The following is a 16,827-nucleotide window of genomic DNA, read 5'->3' as shown; positions in this document are numbered from 1 at the left end:
TCACGCGGCCGGGCCCGCACCCCAGGTCTGCGACGAGCCCGCCGGCGGCTTGACGCACCCGGCGTAATCGGCGGCGACAGCGTCGTGCGACTCCCGGACGGCGGCCAGGTGCGCAGGTTCGGTCACCCGGCCAACTCTCTGGCCTCCCGCTGCACGCAATCCCTCGATCGGGTGCGGCCTCGCACTCGAACGCAATATCACGCCCCGGAGGCCGGGCAGGGCTGACCTGCGCGCCGGTGTTCGAACTTTTGCGCGGCTCGTCGCTCTCGCCTGCCCGTGACGTGGACGTGAACAGGCACGTTCTTGGTCCATCACGCGGCAAGCGCCCCGACCAGGAGGCCCGTTGAAGCGACTCGCCGCCGGCTCCGGCGTACATCCGGCGTTCGAACCGGCCTGCCCCGACCTGCCGGGCGGTCAGCGCCCGGTTGACCGTCCCGGCCCCCGGCGACCAGGGCGACCCGGCAGTCACCACCCGCGCCGCCCGCGCACCGCCACTCCCGTCCCGCAGCACAGGAGGCCCCGTTGACCGACTCCACGCTGATCCCGCAGCAACAGCAGCCGGCCCGGCCGCAGCCGGCCGCCCCGCCCGAACTCGACTACGCAGGACGCAAGCACCGCCGGGCGATGCAGGACGCCACGCTCCGTCAGATGGCGCGCCGTATCCCCGCCGCGCTCGGCCAGACCTTCCGGCTCGCCTGGTCCGTCGACCGCCGCATGGTCCTTGCCGTACTGGCCTGCCAGCTCCTGTCGGGCATCAGCACAGCCGTGATGCTCGCCGCGGTCGCCCGCGCGATGGGTCCCCTGTTCGGAGCCGCCGACGCGCAGGCCGGCCTTCGGGCGGCCGCCCCGGCCCTGGTCACCGCGGGCATCGCCACCGGCGTGGGTTCCGCCGCCTGGATCCTGGCCGACTGGGCCACCCGCCGGCTCAACCCCCAGGTCGCCACGGCCGCCGACCTGACCATCGTGGACCTCCACATGCGAGCCGAGCTGGCCGCCTACGACCAGGAGGGCTTCAAGGACCGCAGCCAGGCGGCGGAGATCGGGGCGATGCGCGCCCCGGACCTGGCGGAGGACGCCAAGATGCTCACCAACGGGCTGGTGCAGTTGATCTCCGCCGCGTCCGTCCTCACCGTTCTGCATCCGCTGCTGCTCGGAGTCCTGCTGCTCTCCGTCATCCCGCGCGGACTCGGAGGCGTCATCGCGGCACGCATCGACTACCGCGTGCACGACGCCTCCATCTCCTCCCGCAACGTCCGCGGCATGATGCACTGGTGGCTCACCACCTCCGAGCTCGCCGACGAACTGCGCGCCAACACCATGCGCGGCTACCTGCACTTCTGGTACCGCTCGATGTGCGACCGCGTCGAGGGCAGAGAACTCGCCGCCGCCCCTCAGTATCTCCGCGTCAATGCGGCCGCCACCTCCCTCGCGGGTCTCTTCACCCTGGGGATGTGGGCCTCGCTCGCCGCCCTGGTGCTCTCCGGCCACATGGACCTGGCCATCGCCGGCACCGCGATCGTCGCCTCCCAGACCTCCGGACGCGCACTCAACTCGATCATCCGGTACGGCGCCGCGATGTTCCACCACGGCCTCTACCTCAGTGACTACCACGACTTCCTCACCGAAGTCCGCGGCATGACCACCCGCCGCGGCACCGCCGACGTCCGGGTGCCCCGCCGTATCCGCGTCGACCGGGCCGAGTACACGTACCCCGACAAAACCACCCCGGCACTGGGACCTGTCTCGCTTACCCTCGAACAGGGGGAAGTGGTCGCCCTGGTCGGGGAGAACGGCGCCGGCAAGTCGACCCTGGTGCGACTGCTCACCGGACTGACCGTGGCGACCGGCGGAAGGGTGTGCTGGGACGACACCGACCTCGCCACCGCGGACGCCGATTCCGTGTGGCGGCACGTCGGGCTCGTCCCCCAGGCCAACGGCCACTGGCCGCTGGCCGCGCGGGAGAACATCACCCTCGGCCAGCCCCAGGAGTACGGCGACCAGCAGGTCTGGGAAGCGGCGGAACAGGTCGGCATGGCCGGTGTCATCCGCGATCTCCCCCACGGGCTGGACACTCTCCTGGCCCGGTCCGTGTGGGGCGGACACGAACTGTCCGGCGGGCAGTGGCAGCGACTGGCCTGCGCCCGCGCCCTCTACCGCAAGCCCGGCTTCCTCGTCCTGGACGAGCCCACCAGCGAAATGGACGCCCGCGGCGAGCACCAGATCTTCCGCGCGCTGCGCGCGATGGCTCCCGGCCGGATCACGCTCGTGGTCACGCACCGCCTGGACAACGTGAGGATGGCCGACCGGATCATCGTCCTCGACCAAGGCCGCATCCGGGAGCAAGGAACCTTCGACCAGCTGGTGAACACGCCGGGCAGCCTGCTGGGCGAGCTGTACGCCCTCTCCCAGGACCGCTGACCGCCGTCCGGTACCCCCGGGCACCTGCCGTCACCGCGCCCCTGCGACGCGGTGACGGCACGAGCGGCACTAGTGTGCGGTGGCATGGTGCATGTACTGGGCAGCAGGATCCTGCTCCACCCCACCGATCCCGAGCGGTCGCGGGCGTTCTACGGCGAGGCGCTGGGCCTGGCCGTGTACCGGGAGTTCGGCACCGGGACCGAACGCGGCACGGTGTACTTCCTGGGCGGCGGATTCCTGGAGGTGTCGGGCCGCTCCGACGCGCCTCCGTCGCCCGCCCTCCAGCTGTGGCTCCAGGTGGCGGACGCGACCGCGGCGTACGAGGAGCTGCGGCAGCGGGGCGTCAACGTGCTGCGTCCGCCGAAGACGGAGCCGTGGGGGCTGGTCGAGATGTGGATCGCGGATCCGGACGGCGTGCGCATCGCCGTGGTCGAAGTACCGGAGGATCATCCGCTGCGCTACCGCCCGTGAAGCCCGCGTAGACCCCGCGTAGACCCCGCGAAGGCCGGCGCAGGCCGCGCGAACGGCCCGCGAGGTGCGTGAACGCCCGTAAACCGCGGTGGAGTTGTCAGCCCCCGTGCGAAGATGCGCGCATGTGGTCGCGACTGCCGTTCGGGGAAGGACTACGGGCCGCGCTGGGCCCACCGCGGCGCTCGCGTCGGCTCGGCAGCAGCCCGCGTTCGCGCGTCTGGCGGGTGGAGCTGGCCGGCGGGCCGGCGGTGGTGAAGCAGGTAGTCGAGGGTCCCGACGCCGAGGAGCGCTACGCGCGTGAGGTGACCGCACTGCGCCTCGCCGCCCGGGCCGACCCACCCGTGGTGCCCGTGCTGCTCGGCACCGATCCCGGCGAGCGCGTGCTGGTCCTCGAGCACCTGGACCACCAACAGCCCGCCGCCGACTGGATCGTCGGCTACGCGGCGGCGCTGGCCCGGCTGCACGCCACGGCCGGCCCGCAGGACATCGGCGTACTGCCCCGATGGCTGGGCCCGGACCAGGCCGACGTCGACGCCTTCCTCCGGTTGGCCGAGGCACTCGGGGTACCCGTCGTACCGGACGTCTCCGGCGAGCTGGAGAGACTGGTGCACCGGCTCGGCCAGGCATCCGGGAACGCCCTGCTGCACGGGGATCCGTGTCCCGGCAACGACCTGCACACCGCCGGCGGGATCAGGTTCATCGACTTCGAACAGGCCTCACTGGGCAGCGGACTGGTGGAGCTTGCCTACCCGCGCATCGGCTTCCCGACCTGCTGGTGCGTCACTTCGCCGTCCGCGCCCCTGCTGAACCGAGCGGAAAGCGCGTACCGCGACGCATGGCGCACCGCGACCGGCACCGAACTCGACGGCGATCTCACCGACGCGTGCGCCGGCTGGCTGCTGCGCGGCGACGCGCTGGTCCAACGGGCGCGCCGCGGAACCACCGACCACCTGGCCCGGATCCCCGATGGCGACTGGAAGTGGGGCACGGCGACCGCCCGCCAACGGCTCGTGCACCGGCTGGGTGTCGTCGGCCGGATGACGGCCGACCGCGCCGACCTGCGCGCCCTCGGCACCCTGAGCTCAGCGATGCGCCACCGCCTGCAGACCCTGCCGCCCGCACTCCCACCCGTACCGTCGGAGCGCCCGGACTCCTGACCGCTCAGTCGACCGGCCAGGAGTGTGCCGGTGCGTTGAGGTGCATGTACTCGATGTACTGCCGCGTCATCCGCCGCAGCGCCTCGTGGTGGTCCACATGGGCGGTGTCATAGATGTGGTGGAACATCTCCGCCTGCCACACCGCGCCGTTGCGGCCGGTGACGCACCGCTGTTCGATGATGCCCAGCAGCGGCTCCCGCCATGCCGAGTCCATCCCCGACCGCTCCAGCCCCAGGTGTGCCAGGGGCAGCAGACGCCGCAGGACGAGCTCGGCCACCGGCACCTCGCCCATCCCCGGCCAGTACAGACGTGCGTCGATCCCGTGCCGCGCCGCAGCGTGCAGGTTGTCCTCCGCGGCCGAGAACGACATCCGTGACCAGACCGGCCGTTCCTCGTCGACCAGCGCACGCGTCAGCCCGTAGTAGAAGGCGCCGTTCGCGAGGACATCGGCCACCGTGGGGCCCGCGGGCAGCACCCGGTTCTCCACCCGCAGATGGGGTTTGTCGTGGGAGACGGCGTAGACCGGACGGTTCCACCGGTAGATCGTGCCGTTTTGCAGGGTGAGTTCGCCCAGTTCCGGGATGTCGCCGCCTTCGAGCGTCTCCAGCGGATCCTCCTCGTCGCACAGCGGCAGCAGCGCGGGGAAGTACCGCGCGTTCTCCTCGAAGAGGTCGAAGACGCTGTTGATCCACCGCTCGCCGAACCACACCCGGGGCCGCACGCCCTGCACCTTGATCTCCTCGGGGCGCGTGTCGGTGGCCTGCTCGAAGAGGGGAATACGCGTCTCGCTCCAGAGTTCCTTGCCGAACAGGAAAGGCGAGTTCGCCGCCAGCGCCACCTGTACGCCCGAGATCGCCTGCGCCGCATTCCAATAGCGCGCGAACTCGTCCGGAGAGACCTGGAGATGGAATTGGGTACTGGTGCAGGCCGCCTCGGGGGTAATGGTGTCCGCGTACGTCCGCAACCGGTCCACACCGTCCACCGCAATCAGCAGATCCTCGCCCCGGGCCGCGAATATCTGCTCGTTCAGCAGCCGGTACCGCGGGTTCTCCGACAGTGCGGCCTCACCCACATCCGCCTGCCGCAGGGTCGGCAGAATGCCGATCATGGTCAGGTGTGCCCCCACCGCCGCCGCCCGTCCTTCGGCATGGTTCAGCGCGTCCCGGATCTCCTGTTCCCACGCGTCGGGACCGCCGGCCGTCAGCCGACGTGGTGGGACGTTGATCTCCAGGTTGAACCGGCCCAGCTCGCTCGACCAGGCGGGATCCGCGATCGCCTCGAGCACGTCGGTGTTCCGCATCGTCGGCTCGCCGGCCGCGTCCACCAGGTTCAGCTCGATCTCCAGGCCCACCTGCGGCCGCTCGGCCTCGAAACGCTCCTCACGCAGCATCTGCGCGAACGCGTCGAGGCACATCTGCATCTTGTTCCGGTACCGGCGGCGGTCATCACGGGTGAACACCAGCGCCGGGACATCGCGTCCCATCGGCCCTCCCGAGTCTCCTCGGCGGACCCCCCTTTCTGCAGCGTCTTTCTTCAGCGTCCCACTCCCCGGCCGCCCCTACCAGTGAGAGCGGCACCGTCGTGCCCGTGAAGCCCGTGAAGCTGCTTTCCCGGCCCCGATGGGCGAACATGTGGGGGAGGGACCGGTTCGCGCGGCGCCGCTCGCTCCTCGGATCCGCATGCGGACCGGACGGCGGAAGGGATTGTTGTCCATGTGCCGATGGCTCGCCTATTCGGGAACGCCCGTTGTGCTCGACGACATCCTGTACAAGCCGGAGCACTCCCTGATCGACCAGAGCCTGCACTCACATCTGGGAGTCGAGACGACCAACGGCGATGGTTTCGGCATCGGTTGGTACGGGGCCGACAGCAAGACCCCGGCGATCGTGCGGGACACGGGCCCGGCCTGGAACAACCGCAATCTGCACGAGATCGCGAGCCATGTCCGCTCACCCCTGTTCTTCGCTCACGTCCGCGCCTCGACCGGTACGGCGGTACAGCAGACCAACTGCCACCCGTTCCGTCACGGCCGCTGGATGTGGATGCACAACGGTGCGATCACCGACTTCCACCGCATGCGGCGGGACCTTTGCATGGCCATCGACCCGGCGCTGTTCTCCTCCATCGAGGGATCGACGGACTCGGAAGTGATGTTCTACCTGGCGATCACGTTCGGTCTGGACCAGGACGCGCCGGGGGCTGTCGCGCGGATGGCCGGCCTGGTGGAACGGCTGGGACGGGAGCACGGGGTGGATTTCCCGCTTCAGATGACGATCGCGGTGACCGACAGCGAACGCCTCTGGGCCTTCCGCTACTCGAGCGGGGGCGCCTCACGCTCGCTGTTCTACAGCAGCCGAGCGGATGCGGTGCGGGCGCTGCACCCCGACATCGCGCTGCTGCGGGGCGTGTCCGACAAGACCCGCATGGTCGTCTCCGAGCCGCTGGGCGATCTGCCGGGCGTCTGGAACGAGGTCCCCGAGAGCAGCTACGGGGTGGTCCAGCCGGGGGTGGACGAATTGCGGCCCTTCGTGCCTCAGCCGGTGTAAATCCCGGATGCCCTGGATGACTCTTTCCACCCGCATATGTCCGTTATGGGTGGAACTGCATGGAGAAGAACGCCTTAAGTCATTCTTGCCTCTTACTTGCGCAATTCGTCGTTCCTTCATTCGGCATGCCGGGCCGGATGGTTGCGCGCGGAGGCCGTGATAACGGTCACAGCCGCCATGGTGTGCGGTAAGTCCGCGGAGGCCCAGTTCCCTTCCCTGGAAAGAAAGTTGGGTTTTCGCTCCAGGGTGGATGACGGATTTTTCCCCCGCGGGATCAGTTGCCCCCTTTGAGCGGGGAAATTCGAGGCTTGTTCCGCCGGGTCCATTTCGCTTACGGTCACCGTCAATCCGGGTGGACCGCCGAATCCTGCCGCCGTCCGGAAACCGCACTCACCACTCACGTACGGCAGGAGCGGGGGACCCAGGTAAGCCGCCGGTCCGTTTATTCGGAACGGCTTGGGGTCAAGTCGCACCAACACTGCGGCCGGGCATCTCCAGTCCGAACCCGACAGCTCACCTCGCAGGCGACGGAGAGGAACGCGTCATGCCTGCAAAGGGTAAGCACCGCCGTCCCAAGACCAATCCGATCACGCGCGGCTTCGTCGTCGCCGGCACGGGCGGCGCCGCACTCGCCCTCCCGGTGATCGCCGCGACCACCGCCGCCGCGGCGCAGAAGGCGCCGGCCGTCACCGCGAAGAAGGCCGTGGCACCGGCCACCGTCGCCGCGCCGGCCGCTGCGAAGAAGGCCGCCCCCGTGACCTATTCCGTCGTCGTGGGTGACTCCCTTTCCAAGATCGCGGACGAGCACCCCCAGATCGGCGGCTGGAAGCAGCTCTACGAGGCCAACCGGACGGTCGTCGGTGACAACCCGAGGCTGATCCACCCGGGTCTCGAGCTTACGATCGGCGCTGCCGTGAAGCCCGCCGTGAAGCCCGCCGCGAAGCCGGCCGCGAAGTCGGCGCCCAAGCCCGCCGTGAAGCCCGCGGCCCAGGCGAAGGCGGCGGCCCCCGCGAAGCCCGCCGCCGCGCCGGCGAAGCCCGCCTACACCAACGACCTCGACGGCTGGATCAAGGAGTCGCTGGACATCATGGCCAAGCACGGCATCCCCGGCAGCTACGACGGCATCCACCGCAACATCATGCGCGAGTCCTCCGGCAACCCGCTGGCCATCAACAACTGGGACTCCAACGCGGTGGCCGGCACGCCGTCCAAGGGTCTCCTCCAGGTCATCGACCCGACGTTCCAGGCCTACCACGTGCCGGGCACCTCGACGGACAGCTACGACCCGGTCGCCAACATCACCGCGGCGTGCAACTACGCCGCCGACAAGTACGGCTCGATCGACAACGTGAACGGCCCCTACTGACAGCGGTGGCCGGGCCCTTGCGGCGACCGGCCCGCCGGGTCCGGGAGGAGAACCCCGTGCCCGGCGGGCCGGTCCGTGCGTCACGTGCCGGTGCCGTCGTCCGACCGCGGTGCGGGCCCGGACGGGCACAGGTCGGCGGCCAGCCGGCCGCGGTGCCACGCGGCAGGGCCGAAGAGCCGGCCCGAGCCGTGCGCGCGCTTGAAGTAACGGTGTGCGTCGTGCTCCCAGGTGATGCCGATGCCGCCGTGCAACTGGATCATCTCGCCCGCCACCGCGGAAAACGCTTCCGAGCAGGCGGACTTGGCGACGGCCGCCCAGCGGGTCAGCTCCGGTGAGCCCTCGGCGGCCGCGAAGGCCGCGCCGAGCGCGGCCGAACGCGCGGATTCCACCAGCACGTACGCGTCCGCGAGCCGGTGTTTCACCGCCTGGAAGGAGCCGATGGGCCGGCCGAACTGGACGCGGTCCTTGGCGTGGGCGACCGTGAGCTCCAGGCAGCGCGCCGCCGCGCCGGCCTGCTCGGCGGCGAGCGCCGCGCAGGCCAGGTCCAGCACGTGCCGCAGCACCCGGCCACCCTCGCCGGCCGCGCCGACGAGGCGGCCCTCGGCGCCGGTGAGTACCACGCATGCGAGGGCCCGAGTCCCGTCCATCGTGACCGCCGCCTCGCGGCTCACGCCCGTACCGTCCAGGGCGACCTGGAACAGCGCGAGTCCGCCCGTCGTACGGGCCACGACGAGCAGTACATCGGCCTCGGCGCCGTCCAGCACGTACTCCTTGGTCCCGGTGATCCGCCACGTCCCGCCGGGCCCGGGGACCGCCTCGGTACGGATCGCCGCCGGGTCCCAGGAGCCCTGCTCGGCCCACGCCAGGGCCCCCACGTCGCGGCCCGCGGCGAGCCGCGGCAGCAGCCGCGCGCACGCCGCGTCGTCACCGGAGGCGAGCAGCGCCTGCACCGTGAGCACCGCGGAGCCGAGATAGGGGGCGGGGCTCAGTTCCCGCCCCAACTCCTCCATGACGACGTGGACTTCGCGGGCCCCGCAGCCCACGCCCCCGTACTCCTCGGGGACGGCGAGTCCGGCGACGCCGATCTGCTCGGTCAGCGGCCGCCAGGCCGCTGCGCCCTCGTGGCGGGCGAGGAGCGACCGTACGGCGGATCGCAGTTCGTCCTGGTCTTCCGTCAATCTCACTCGTCTGCTGCTTTCTGTGTGGGTGGCGTGGGGCCGGCCGCGCGCTACGCGCTGTCGGACGCGGCTCCGCTCAGGGGGATCGCCGACGGGCGGGGGAGCGGGGCGGAGTCCTCCTCGGTCAGGTCCCGGCCACGGGTCTCGGCGGTACGCCAGATGGCCACCGCGGTCACCAGCCCGCAGCCGATGGCCAGGCCTGCCAGCGGTGCGCTGGAGACAACGCCCGAGGTGTTGAGCAGGCCACTGGCGAACAGCGGGGTGAACCCGCCGCCGATCAGGGCTGCCAGCTGGTAGCCGAGCGAGGCGCCCGTGTAGCGGACCCGGGTGCCGAACATCTCGGACAGCAGCGGCGCGAGAGGGGCGTACATCGCGGCTTGCAGCACCTGGCCGAGGACCATGGCGAGGATGAGCAGGGCGGGGGATTTCGCGTCGACCAGGCGGAAGAACGGGAAGGCGAACAGCATGATGCCCACGGCACCGCTGAGGACGACCGCCCGGCGCCCGACCCGGTCGGACAGCGCGGAGAAGAGCGGAATCGCCACGAGCCCGGTGACGGCGGTGAAGATGAGTCCGGACATCACATCGGCGGTCGCGTACCCGATGGTTGTGGCGTAGGTGAGCATGAAGGTGCTGATCAGCGCGGTCAGGGCGAAGGGGCCGATGCCGACGGCGCAGGCGAGAACGAGGTTCCGGGGCCGGCGCAGTACCTGGGCGAGCGGCATGCGCGGCGTCGTGCCGGTGTCCTTCTCCTGCGCCGCCTGCTGGAACAGCGGGCTCTCGGTGATGCTGACGCGGACGTACAGGCCGATGACGAGCAGCAAGGCGCTGAACAGGAACGGAATGCGCCAGCCCCAGGCCATGAACTGATCCTGGGGAAGCTGCGCGATCAGGGTGACCGCGATCGTGGAGAGCAGGAATCCGAGCGGCGATCCCATCTGCATCACCCCGCTCCACAGGCCGCGGCGCCGTGCGTCGGCGTGCTCGACGACCATCAGCGTCGCGCCGGCCCACTCCCCGCCGATGGCGATGCCCTGCACGAGCCGGAGCAGGACCAGCAGGACGGGAGCCGCGACGCCGATGGTCCCGTATGTCGGCAGCACTCCGATGAGGAAGCTCGCCGTGCCCATGAGGACCATCGTGAGGACGAGCATGGACTTGCGGCCGATCCGGTCGCCGAAGTGCCCGAAGACGGCACCGCCGACCGGGCGCGCGACGTAGCCGGCGGCCAGTGTGCCGAACGCGGCGATCGTGCCGACGGTGGGGTTCGACTGGGGGAAGAACAAGGGGCCGAAGGCGAGGGCGGCCATCGTGCCGTAGAGCAGGAAGTCGTAGTACTCGATGACGGTGCCGAGCAGGCTCGACAGTGCCACCTTGCGCAGCAGAGCGGGGTCCGGAGCGGCGGAGGGTCTCCCGGAGGTCCCGGAGCTCTCGGGTCTCTGCGGGGACGGTGCGGACGACATGGCTGACTCCCTTGTGCGGTAGGGACGGTGGAGCGCGGGCCGGGGAGGAGGGGGACACGGAGGCGACAGGCATCCGCGCTCCTCCCTAACAAGTGTTTGGTAGGTTAACCCACGCGTCGCCTGCCGTCGAGATCCCGGACGACCGGGGGATGCGGTGCCCAGCCGGGGATAGCCGCACCTATGTCCCTCTGACGTCGGCGTGTTCAGGCGCGCGGCACTTGCGCCCCTGGACGGGAGGCTCATGACGGTCTGCAAACCGGCCCATCGAGGTGATCCGGCGAACTGTCACGGCACCCTCGCCGACCGCTACCGGCTGAGCGAGCGCTTATCGGGACCGCCGCCTGCCTGGCGCCGGAGCAGGTGCTCGGTACGACGGTCGGCCCGGCAGCCGACATCTACGCGCTGGGGCTGGCCCTGCTGGAATGCCTGCAGGGTGAACTCGAGTACGACGGAGGGCCGATGGAAGCGGCGATAGCCCGCTTGCACCGGCCGGCGGCCCGGACAGCGCAGAGCTCCGGTCGCGTATACGCGACCGGAGCTCGCTGGGAAGAGCAGTGATTCGTGTTCTGAGCGGCGCTCAGAACGGCATACGCGAACGGCCCTTGCGGCCGGCACTGCCACTGCGACCCACCGCTCGGCTGCTGCTGTGGAACGGCTTGCTCAGCCACCGTCCCAGGACCCCGGGGGCCTTGTTGGCGCCGCGTGCCCCGAATCCCAGTGACTTCTGAGTACCGCGCTGCGGTCCGTGCGAGAGCTTGGGTACCAGGAATCCGATGATGAGGAGAAGAACGCAAATTCCGGCGACAATGGCAATAACCACGGGTACTTCCTTTGCTGCTGAGGGGGGACGGGTGGGGGACCGCCACAGATGTGTTGGTCCCCCACCCGGCAGGGCGTCGGCGCCCGGGATCTACCAGCGGTACCAGCGGCCGCGCTTGCCTCCGCTCGCCGCGGGCCGGATGACGAAGCCGAGCAGCCATACGACCAGCACGATGACCGCGATCCACCACAGGGCCTTGAGCGCGAAGCCCGCACCGAAGAGGATCAGAGCGAGCAGAAGGACGATAAGCAGGGGAACCATAGTGTTTTTACCTCCAGGGCATCGTGTGCCCCGAAGCAATCCCGCCATGCGTTCGATCTTATGCGTTTCTTACGCCGTTCTCGGGGCAACGAAAGAGACCGGCCGCCCATGAGGGCGGCCGGATCCATGACTTCCGGCGTGGCGTAGGGTCGCCGGTGACGTCGGACGCATCGAGGCCGACGGGATTCCCGACGCACGAGGAGAACTCCAGGCGATGCCAGCATCGGTACCGGCGCCCTCGCCGGACGGGGGCGCGTGCCGACCACCACTGTCGACCGCGAACGAGGGGGTGGTCCGCATCGAGGCTGAGCGCATCGAGGAGGCTCGCATCGAGGCCGTCCGCCGCTACGACATTCTCGACACCCCGCCCGACGGCGCGTTCGACCGCGTGGCGGGGCTGGCGGCCAGGCTGTTCGGGGCCCCCGTCGCGACGGTGACGATCGTGGACAGCGATCGGATCTGGTTCAAGGCGACCCACGGGCTGGACGGGGTCAGCGAGATAGGCCGTGACCCGGGGCTGTGCGCCTCGGCGATCCTCGCCGATGAGACGCTCGTCATCCCCGACGCCCTGGCCGACCCGGTGGCCTGCTCCAACCCGCTGGTCGCCGGCGAGATGGGCGTACGGTTCTACGCCGCCGCCCCGATCGTGACGCCCGAGGGAAACCGGCTGGGCACGGTGAACATTCTCGACACCCGCCCTCGGGTCATCACCCAGGAGGACATGGCCACGCTCCGGGATCTGGCCGCGATCGTCCTCGACGAACTGGAGCTGCGGCTCTCGGCACTCCACGCGGTACGCGCGGAGCAGGAGCGGCTCAAGACCGAGCAGGACGCCCGGGCCCAGGCCGAGCGGGACAAGGCCGCCGTCGCCGCCTTCGCCTCGACTCTGCAGCGCACCCTGCTGCCCCCGGCGTTGCCGGCGGTACCCGGGCTCGAACTGGCCTGTCACTACCAGACCGACTCACCACGGGACGTCGGCGGCGACTTCTACGACGTCTTCCCGCTCGGCGGCGAGAGGTGGGCCTTCTTCCTGGGCGACGTATGCGGTAAGGGTGCCGAGGCCGCGGTGGTGACCTCGCTCACCCGCTACACCCTGCGCGAGGCCGCGCAACACTGCGCGCAGCCCGAAGCGGTGCTCGCCGCACTGAACAGCGCGCTGTTGCTGGACGCTTCGGTCGGCAGCCGCTTCTGCACCTGCCTGTTCGGCTTCCTGGAGCCCGCCGCGGGCGGCGGATTCACCGTCACGGTGGCGTCCGGAGGGCATCCTCCCGCCTACCGCCTGCGCAGCCGCCCGGCCGGCCCGGCCCAGGTGGACGCAGTCCACACCAAGGGCGGCATGCTGGTCGGTGCCTTCGCGGAGGCCGCGTTCACCTCTCAGACCTTCCACCTCGCTCCGGGGCACGGGCTGCTGATGTACACCGACGGGCTGATCGAAGCCCGCCTCGCGGACGGAACCATGCTCGGTGAGAGAGGCGTGGCCGCCTTCCTGTCCCGGCGTACCGGCCCCGCCGACGCCACCGCACTCGTCAATGACGCCGTTGCTCTGATTCAGGACCTGCCGAACGGCGTCGGCGACGACGTCGCGCTGCTGGCCCTGTCCGTACCCGCAGGCCCTTCGGACAGCAGCCCGGGGATCAGCGCGACGGCTCACACAGCCGCCGCGCCGGCCGGTGGCGCCCGCGCCGGTCAGGAGAACTGACGTGACACAGATCCACACGCTCACCCTGACCGTCCAGCAGGCCTCGGGTCCGCTGGCACTGGTCAGCGTCACCGGCGACATCGACATCGAAACGGCCCCCGTCCTGCGGGCCGGGGCGCTGGACCTGATTGATCAGGGCCACCCGCACCTGATCCTGGACCTCTCTCCGGTGGCGTTCTGCGACTCCTCGGGCCTCAACGCACTGATCGGAATCCTGCGCTGTGCCAGGGACGCCGGCGGATCGCTGGCCCTGTCCGCCGTGCCGGACCGGCTGGCCCGTCTGCTGGACCTCACCGGCGTCAGCCAGCTGATGCCCGCCCACCCCGACGCCGAAGCGGCCCTGGCAGCGCACGCCCACCACGACTGAGCGACCGGAGCGGGTGCCGTTCGGAGGTGCAGGTTCCCTGCAGTCGGCGCCCACTCCGGTCGCATGGCCACGCCTGCCCAGAAAATCCGCCCATACTTCTCCAAAGGCGCGCCGACTGCCGGCTCTCAGCCGCCGGCGGCGGCGACGATCTTGCGTACGCTCTCGATGCTGCCGCAGCCGGCGGCCAACTCCTCCGCCCGCGTTTCGATGAACGCCGTACCGAGCTGGGTGCGGCGATCGTCGCTCATGTTCTCCCGCGCGTCGTTGAGCAGGGTCCGCTCCTCCTCGTCCGCGTGGTGGTTGACCGCCGTGACGAGCTCTTCGAGCTTCTCGTCCCACTCCTCGGAGGCGGTGTCCTCCACCTCGAGCAGGGCGAGGAGTGCCTTGTTGCCTTCCTCGTGCTCGTGAACGCCGTGCTCGACGTCCGCGTCATCCACCTTCTTGTAGCGCCTCAGGGCGGGATAGACCTTCGACTCCTCGGCCGAGGCGTGGGCGACGAGCAGGGCGGCGAACTCCGCCAGTGCGCCGGCCCGGTCGGCCTCCGTATTGCGCATCGTCCGGAAGAGCTCCTCCATCCGGCGGTGATCCTGCAGGATCAGCTCCACGACGTCGGCGGTGTGGGTGGTGGGCGACATGATGACTCCTCAGGCAGCGGGGCTGATGTTCCGGTCCGTCGGATACCCCGGTTTCCGCACGTCAGTCGGGTATGAGCCACTAGGGACCGGTCTGGATGTACGGCACGCCGCATGGCTCTCAGGGCATGAAGTCGCCTGGGTCGACGGCGGCCTCGGCGAAGGCGCGCAGTCCGGCCAGTAGTTCTCCGCGCCGCGCAGCCGGCACCCGGCTGAGGACCTCACAGATCGCCGCGGTGCGCCGGGCGAACAACGCGTCCACCATTTCATGGCCGTGCAGCGTCAGCGTGAGCCCGACCTCCCGCCGATTGCCGGGGGCACGCTCCCGGCGCAGGAGACCCGCCGCCTCTAGCCGGTCGCACAGCCTGCTGGCCGTGGGTGGCGCCGCACCGACCTCCGCAGCCAGTCCGGTGAGATTGATGCCGGGCGATCGCCGGGCGATCAACAGCGCCTGTGACTGCAGACTCGACAGGCGCGGGAGAGCGGCTTGGGCAGCCTTGGCCCACGTCGACATCAACGCTTCCGCGGCTTCGGCCACCTGCCGGGCGACGTCATGCAGGGGATCTTCTGCTGGTCCCGCGACGCGGTCCAATTGGCCGTCACTCCCCACGAACAGGTACACATCCCCCTCAGCAGGCTACGCCCGATCACCGCTTCTCGTCCGGCCACGGCTGCGTTCGGCGACGTCCCCATTCCCGCGCCCGCTCGTTCATACGGCGCCGAAGCCAGCCCATCCACAGGGCCAACGGAGCGACCACCGCGCCGAGCAGCACCGATGCTTCCCAGCCGGCACCGCTCTCGAATCGCAGCAGCAGGGCCGCACCGGCCCACACCACCACCACGAAAGCGGCGGTCTTCACCTTCCGACTCCTCATGAAACCCCCGTCGTAGGCATGGTGACGGCCGGACTGTCAGGTGCTGCTGAGCATGCCGGTGCGCAGTTTGGCCAGGGTGCGCGAGAGCAGGCGGGAGACGTGCATCTGGGAGCAGCCGAGCTGTTGGCCGATCTCCGACTGGGTCATCTCGCGGCCGAAGCGCATCTCCAGGATGTGCCGTTCGCGGTCGTCGAGTTCGCCCAGCAGCGGGGCGAGGGCCTGCATGTCCTCGACGAGTTCCATCGCGGGGTCCCGGTCGCCGAGCATGTCGGCGTACGCCCGGCCCCCGCGGTCGTTCTGACCCTCGTCGCCGCTGTCGAGGGGGCTTTCGAGCGAGCCGGCGGAGTAGCCGTTGGCGGCGACCAGGCCTTCGATGACCTCTTCCTCGCTCAGCCGAAGATGCTCGGCAAGCTCACGCACGGTCGGATCGCGGTCGAGGACCGTGGCCAGATGCTCCTTGGCCTTGGCGAGCTCGACGCGCAACTCCTGCAGGCGCCGCGGCACATGCACGGCCCAGCTGGTGTCCCTGAAGAACCGCTTGATCTCACCGACGATGTACGGGACGGCGAAGGTGGCGAACTCGACCTCACGCGAGAGGTCGAACCGGTCGATGGCCTTGATCAGACCGATGGTGCCGACCTGGACGATGTCCTCCATCTCGCCGCTGCCCCGGCTGCGGAAGCGGTTGGCCGCGAACTTGACCAGGGACAGATTCATCTCGATGAGGGTGTTGCGGGCGTACTGGTACTCGTGCGTGCCCTCCTCGAGGACCTGCAGCTGGTCGAAGAACAGCTTGGACAGGGCCCGGGCATCCCTGGGAGCGATCTTCCCCGCGTCCTCGATCCACGGCAGCTCGCCCACCTCGGTCGGGGCACCCGGCTGCGACAGAACCGCCGCCTCCGCCTGGTCACCAGCGGCACGTGTAGAGGTCGCCATCATGTCCCCATCCTCGCCAAGTTCTGATTCGTCCAGGACCCCGCATGCCCCGGTCACCCCGGAACATGTCCGGCCACCGAAATATCTCTTGTGGGCGTCAGTTCCCCGGATGTGGAAGGCACTTGAGCACATGTGCCCATATGCGCTTGCCGCCGGCGAGTTTCTCGACCCCCCATCCGGCGGTGAAGTGATCCAGCAGGTTCAGCCCGAAGCCGCCGGCGGTGGTACAGAGGTCCGGGATCCGCCGGTCGGGGAGCTCCGGGCTCGCGTCGCGGACCGTCAGGCGGACGCCGTCCGCCATCGGGTGCAGGTGCAGCCAGGCGTCCGTACCGGCGTGGCGGTGGGCGTTGGTGACCAGCTCGGAGACGAGCAGGACCACCACCTCGATGCGTTCGGGCGGCCAGCCCCACTTCTCCAGCGCTTCCCGGGCGAGGTCACGGGCGTGGGCGAAGGCGCCCGGCCCTTGAGCGACGCGCCAGCCGTGACCGCCGGCGGGGACGTCGGTCATCGGTCACTCACGCTGTCATCGGGCTCTCTCGGGCTGCCTTTGCGCATGGGATCCTCGGCCGGACCGGAAACGTTGGTCAGAAGATTACGGGATCGCCCCCGAGCGTCTTTCACGTTGTGCTGGATCCATC

At 70.1% G+C, this 16,827-nt stretch carries 18 protein-coding genes, 1 pseudogene and 1 riboswitch; of the genes and pseudogenes, 8 read left to right on the top strand and 11 right to left on the bottom strand.

Annotated features, from left to right (window positions below):
- A complete protein-coding gene (locus ACWV17_RS24110; RefSeq protein WP_455361352.1) occupies positions 1 to 126 on the bottom strand; it encodes a hypothetical protein in 126 nt (41 codons plus the stop codon).
- Positions 127 to 624: 498 nt separating this feature from the next.
- Between ACWV17_RS24110 and ACWV17_RS24105 the strand changes: the two genes are divergently transcribed.
- The 3 genes from ACWV17_RS24105 (at position 625) to ACWV17_RS24095 (ending at position 4,046) form a co-directional block, all read left to right on the top strand.
- Positions 625 to 2,418 (top strand): ATP-binding cassette domain-containing protein, encoded by a 1,794-nt coding sequence (locus ACWV17_RS24105; RefSeq protein WP_455361400.1) that lies wholly within the window; start codon positions 625 to 627, stop codon positions 2,416 to 2,418.
- 84 nt (positions 2,419 to 2,502) lie between these two features.
- On the top strand, positions 2,503 to 2,889 hold the full coding sequence (locus tag ACWV17_RS24100; RefSeq protein ID WP_455355706.1) for a VOC family protein: 387 nt from the start codon (positions 2,503 to 2,505) through the stop codon (positions 2,887 to 2,889).
- Between the two features lie 122 nt (positions 2,890 to 3,011).
- Complete coding sequence (locus ACWV17_RS24095; protein WP_455361351.1) at positions 3,012 to 4,046, top strand: aminoglycoside phosphotransferase family protein; 1,035 nt, start codon at positions 3,012 to 3,014, stop codon at positions 4,044 to 4,046.
- Between the two features lie 4 nt (positions 4,047 to 4,050).
- Here ACWV17_RS24095 and ACWV17_RS24090 read toward each other — a convergent pair whose 3' ends face one another.
- Complete coding sequence (locus tag ACWV17_RS24090) at positions 4,051 to 5,529, bottom strand: glutamate-cysteine ligase family protein (RefSeq protein ID WP_455361350.1); 1,479 nt, start codon at positions 5,527 to 5,529, stop codon at positions 4,051 to 4,053.
- Between the two features lie 229 nt (positions 5,530 to 5,758).
- Here ACWV17_RS24090 and ACWV17_RS24085 point away from each other — a divergent pair, with 229 nt between their 5' ends.
- Positions 5,759 to 6,592, top strand: coding sequence for a class II glutamine amidotransferase (locus ACWV17_RS24085; protein WP_455361349.1), 834 nt, complete (start codon positions 5,759 to 5,761; stop codon positions 6,590 to 6,592).
- A gap of 381 nt (positions 6,593 to 6,973) precedes the next feature.
- Positions 6,974 to 7,134, top strand: a riboswitch (cyclic di-AMP (ydaO/yuaA leader).
- Between the two features lie 2 nt (positions 7,135 to 7,136).
- On the top strand, positions 7,137 to 7,958 hold the full coding sequence (locus ACWV17_RS24080) for a LysM peptidoglycan-binding domain-containing protein (protein ID WP_455361348.1): 822 nt from the start codon (positions 7,137 to 7,139) through the stop codon (positions 7,956 to 7,958).
- Positions 7,959 to 8,038: 80 nt separating this feature from the next.
- Here the strand turns inward: ACWV17_RS24080 and ACWV17_RS24075 are convergent, their stop codons facing one another.
- Together ACWV17_RS24075 and ACWV17_RS24070 are read right to left on the bottom strand one after the other, a co-directional pair.
- The gene (locus ACWV17_RS24075) at positions 8,039 to 9,142 is read right to left on the bottom strand and encodes an acyl-CoA dehydrogenase family protein (protein ID WP_455361347.1); all 1,104 of its coding nucleotides are present in this window, start codon (positions 9,140 to 9,142) and stop codon (positions 8,039 to 8,041) included.
- Positions 9,143 to 9,186: 44 nt separating this feature from the next.
- Complete coding sequence (locus ACWV17_RS24070) at positions 9,187 to 10,599, bottom strand: MFS transporter (protein ID WP_455361346.1); 1,413 nt, start codon at positions 10,597 to 10,599, stop codon at positions 9,187 to 9,189.
- 312 nt (positions 10,600 to 10,911) lie between these two features.
- Here ACWV17_RS24070 and ACWV17_RS24065 point away from each other — a divergent pair.
- Positions 10,912 to 11,088: pseudogene (locus ACWV17_RS24065) on the top strand (serine/threonine-protein kinase); the annotation flags it as partial.
- Between the two features lie 88 nt (positions 11,089 to 11,176).
- Here ACWV17_RS24065 and ACWV17_RS24060 read toward each other — a convergent pair.
- Positions 11,177 to 11,419 (bottom strand): DUF6411 family protein, encoded by a 243-nt coding sequence (locus ACWV17_RS24060; RefSeq protein ID WP_455355699.1) that lies wholly within the window; start codon positions 11,417 to 11,419, stop codon positions 11,177 to 11,179.
- Positions 11,420 to 11,509: 90 nt separating this feature from the next.
- A complete protein-coding gene (locus ACWV17_RS24055) occupies positions 11,510 to 11,680 on the bottom strand; it encodes a hydrophobic protein (protein ID WP_455355698.1) in 171 nt (56 codons plus the stop codon).
- A 214-nt stretch (positions 11,681 to 11,894) separates the two neighbouring features.
- On the opposite strand from ACWV17_RS24055, the gene ACWV17_RS24050 reads away from it, so the two are divergent.
- On the top strand, positions 11,895 to 13,379 hold the full coding sequence (locus ACWV17_RS24050; protein ID WP_455355697.1) for a PP2C family protein-serine/threonine phosphatase: 1,485 nt from the start codon (positions 11,895 to 11,897) through the stop codon (positions 13,377 to 13,379).
- A 1-nt stretch (position 13,380) separates the two neighbouring features.
- Complete coding sequence (locus tag ACWV17_RS24045) at positions 13,381 to 13,746, top strand: STAS domain-containing protein (protein ID WP_455355696.1); 366 nt, start codon at positions 13,381 to 13,383, stop codon at positions 13,744 to 13,746.
- A 125-nt stretch (positions 13,747 to 13,871) separates the two neighbouring features.
- On the opposite strand, the gene ACWV17_RS24040 is transcribed toward ACWV17_RS24045, so the two are convergent.
- The 5 genes from ACWV17_RS24040 to ACWV17_RS24020 all read right to left on the bottom strand — a co-directional run bounded on the left by ACWV17_RS24040 (position 13,872) and on the right by ACWV17_RS24020 (position 16,697).
- Positions 13,872 to 14,381 (bottom strand): hemerythrin domain-containing protein, encoded by a 510-nt coding sequence (locus ACWV17_RS24040; protein ID WP_455361345.1) that lies wholly within the window; start codon positions 14,379 to 14,381, stop codon positions 13,872 to 13,874.
- A gap of 118 nt (positions 14,382 to 14,499) precedes the next feature.
- Positions 14,500 to 15,000 (bottom strand): MarR family winged helix-turn-helix transcriptional regulator, encoded by a 501-nt coding sequence (locus ACWV17_RS24035; protein ID WP_455361344.1) that lies wholly within the window; start codon positions 14,998 to 15,000, stop codon positions 14,500 to 14,502.
- 25 nt (positions 15,001 to 15,025) lie between these two features.
- Entirely contained in the window at positions 15,026 to 15,238 is a 213-nt protein-coding gene (locus tag ACWV17_RS24030; protein WP_455355693.1) for a hypothetical protein, read from the bottom strand.
- A 51-nt stretch (positions 15,239 to 15,289) separates the two neighbouring features.
- Positions 15,290 to 16,192, bottom strand: coding sequence for an RNA polymerase sigma factor SigF (locus tag ACWV17_RS24025; protein ID WP_455361343.1), 903 nt, complete (start codon positions 16,190 to 16,192; stop codon positions 15,290 to 15,292).
- Between the two features lie 94 nt (positions 16,193 to 16,286).
- Entirely contained in the window at positions 16,287 to 16,697 is a 411-nt protein-coding gene (locus ACWV17_RS24020) for an ATP-binding protein (RefSeq protein ID WP_455361342.1), read from the bottom strand.
- Between the last annotated feature and the right edge of the window lie 130 nt (positions 16,698 to 16,827).

This window comes from Streptomyces mabaensis, assembly GCF_053763515.1.
Note: the sequence above shows the minus strand (reverse complement) of the source record. Positions and strands in the feature narration are given on the sequence as shown.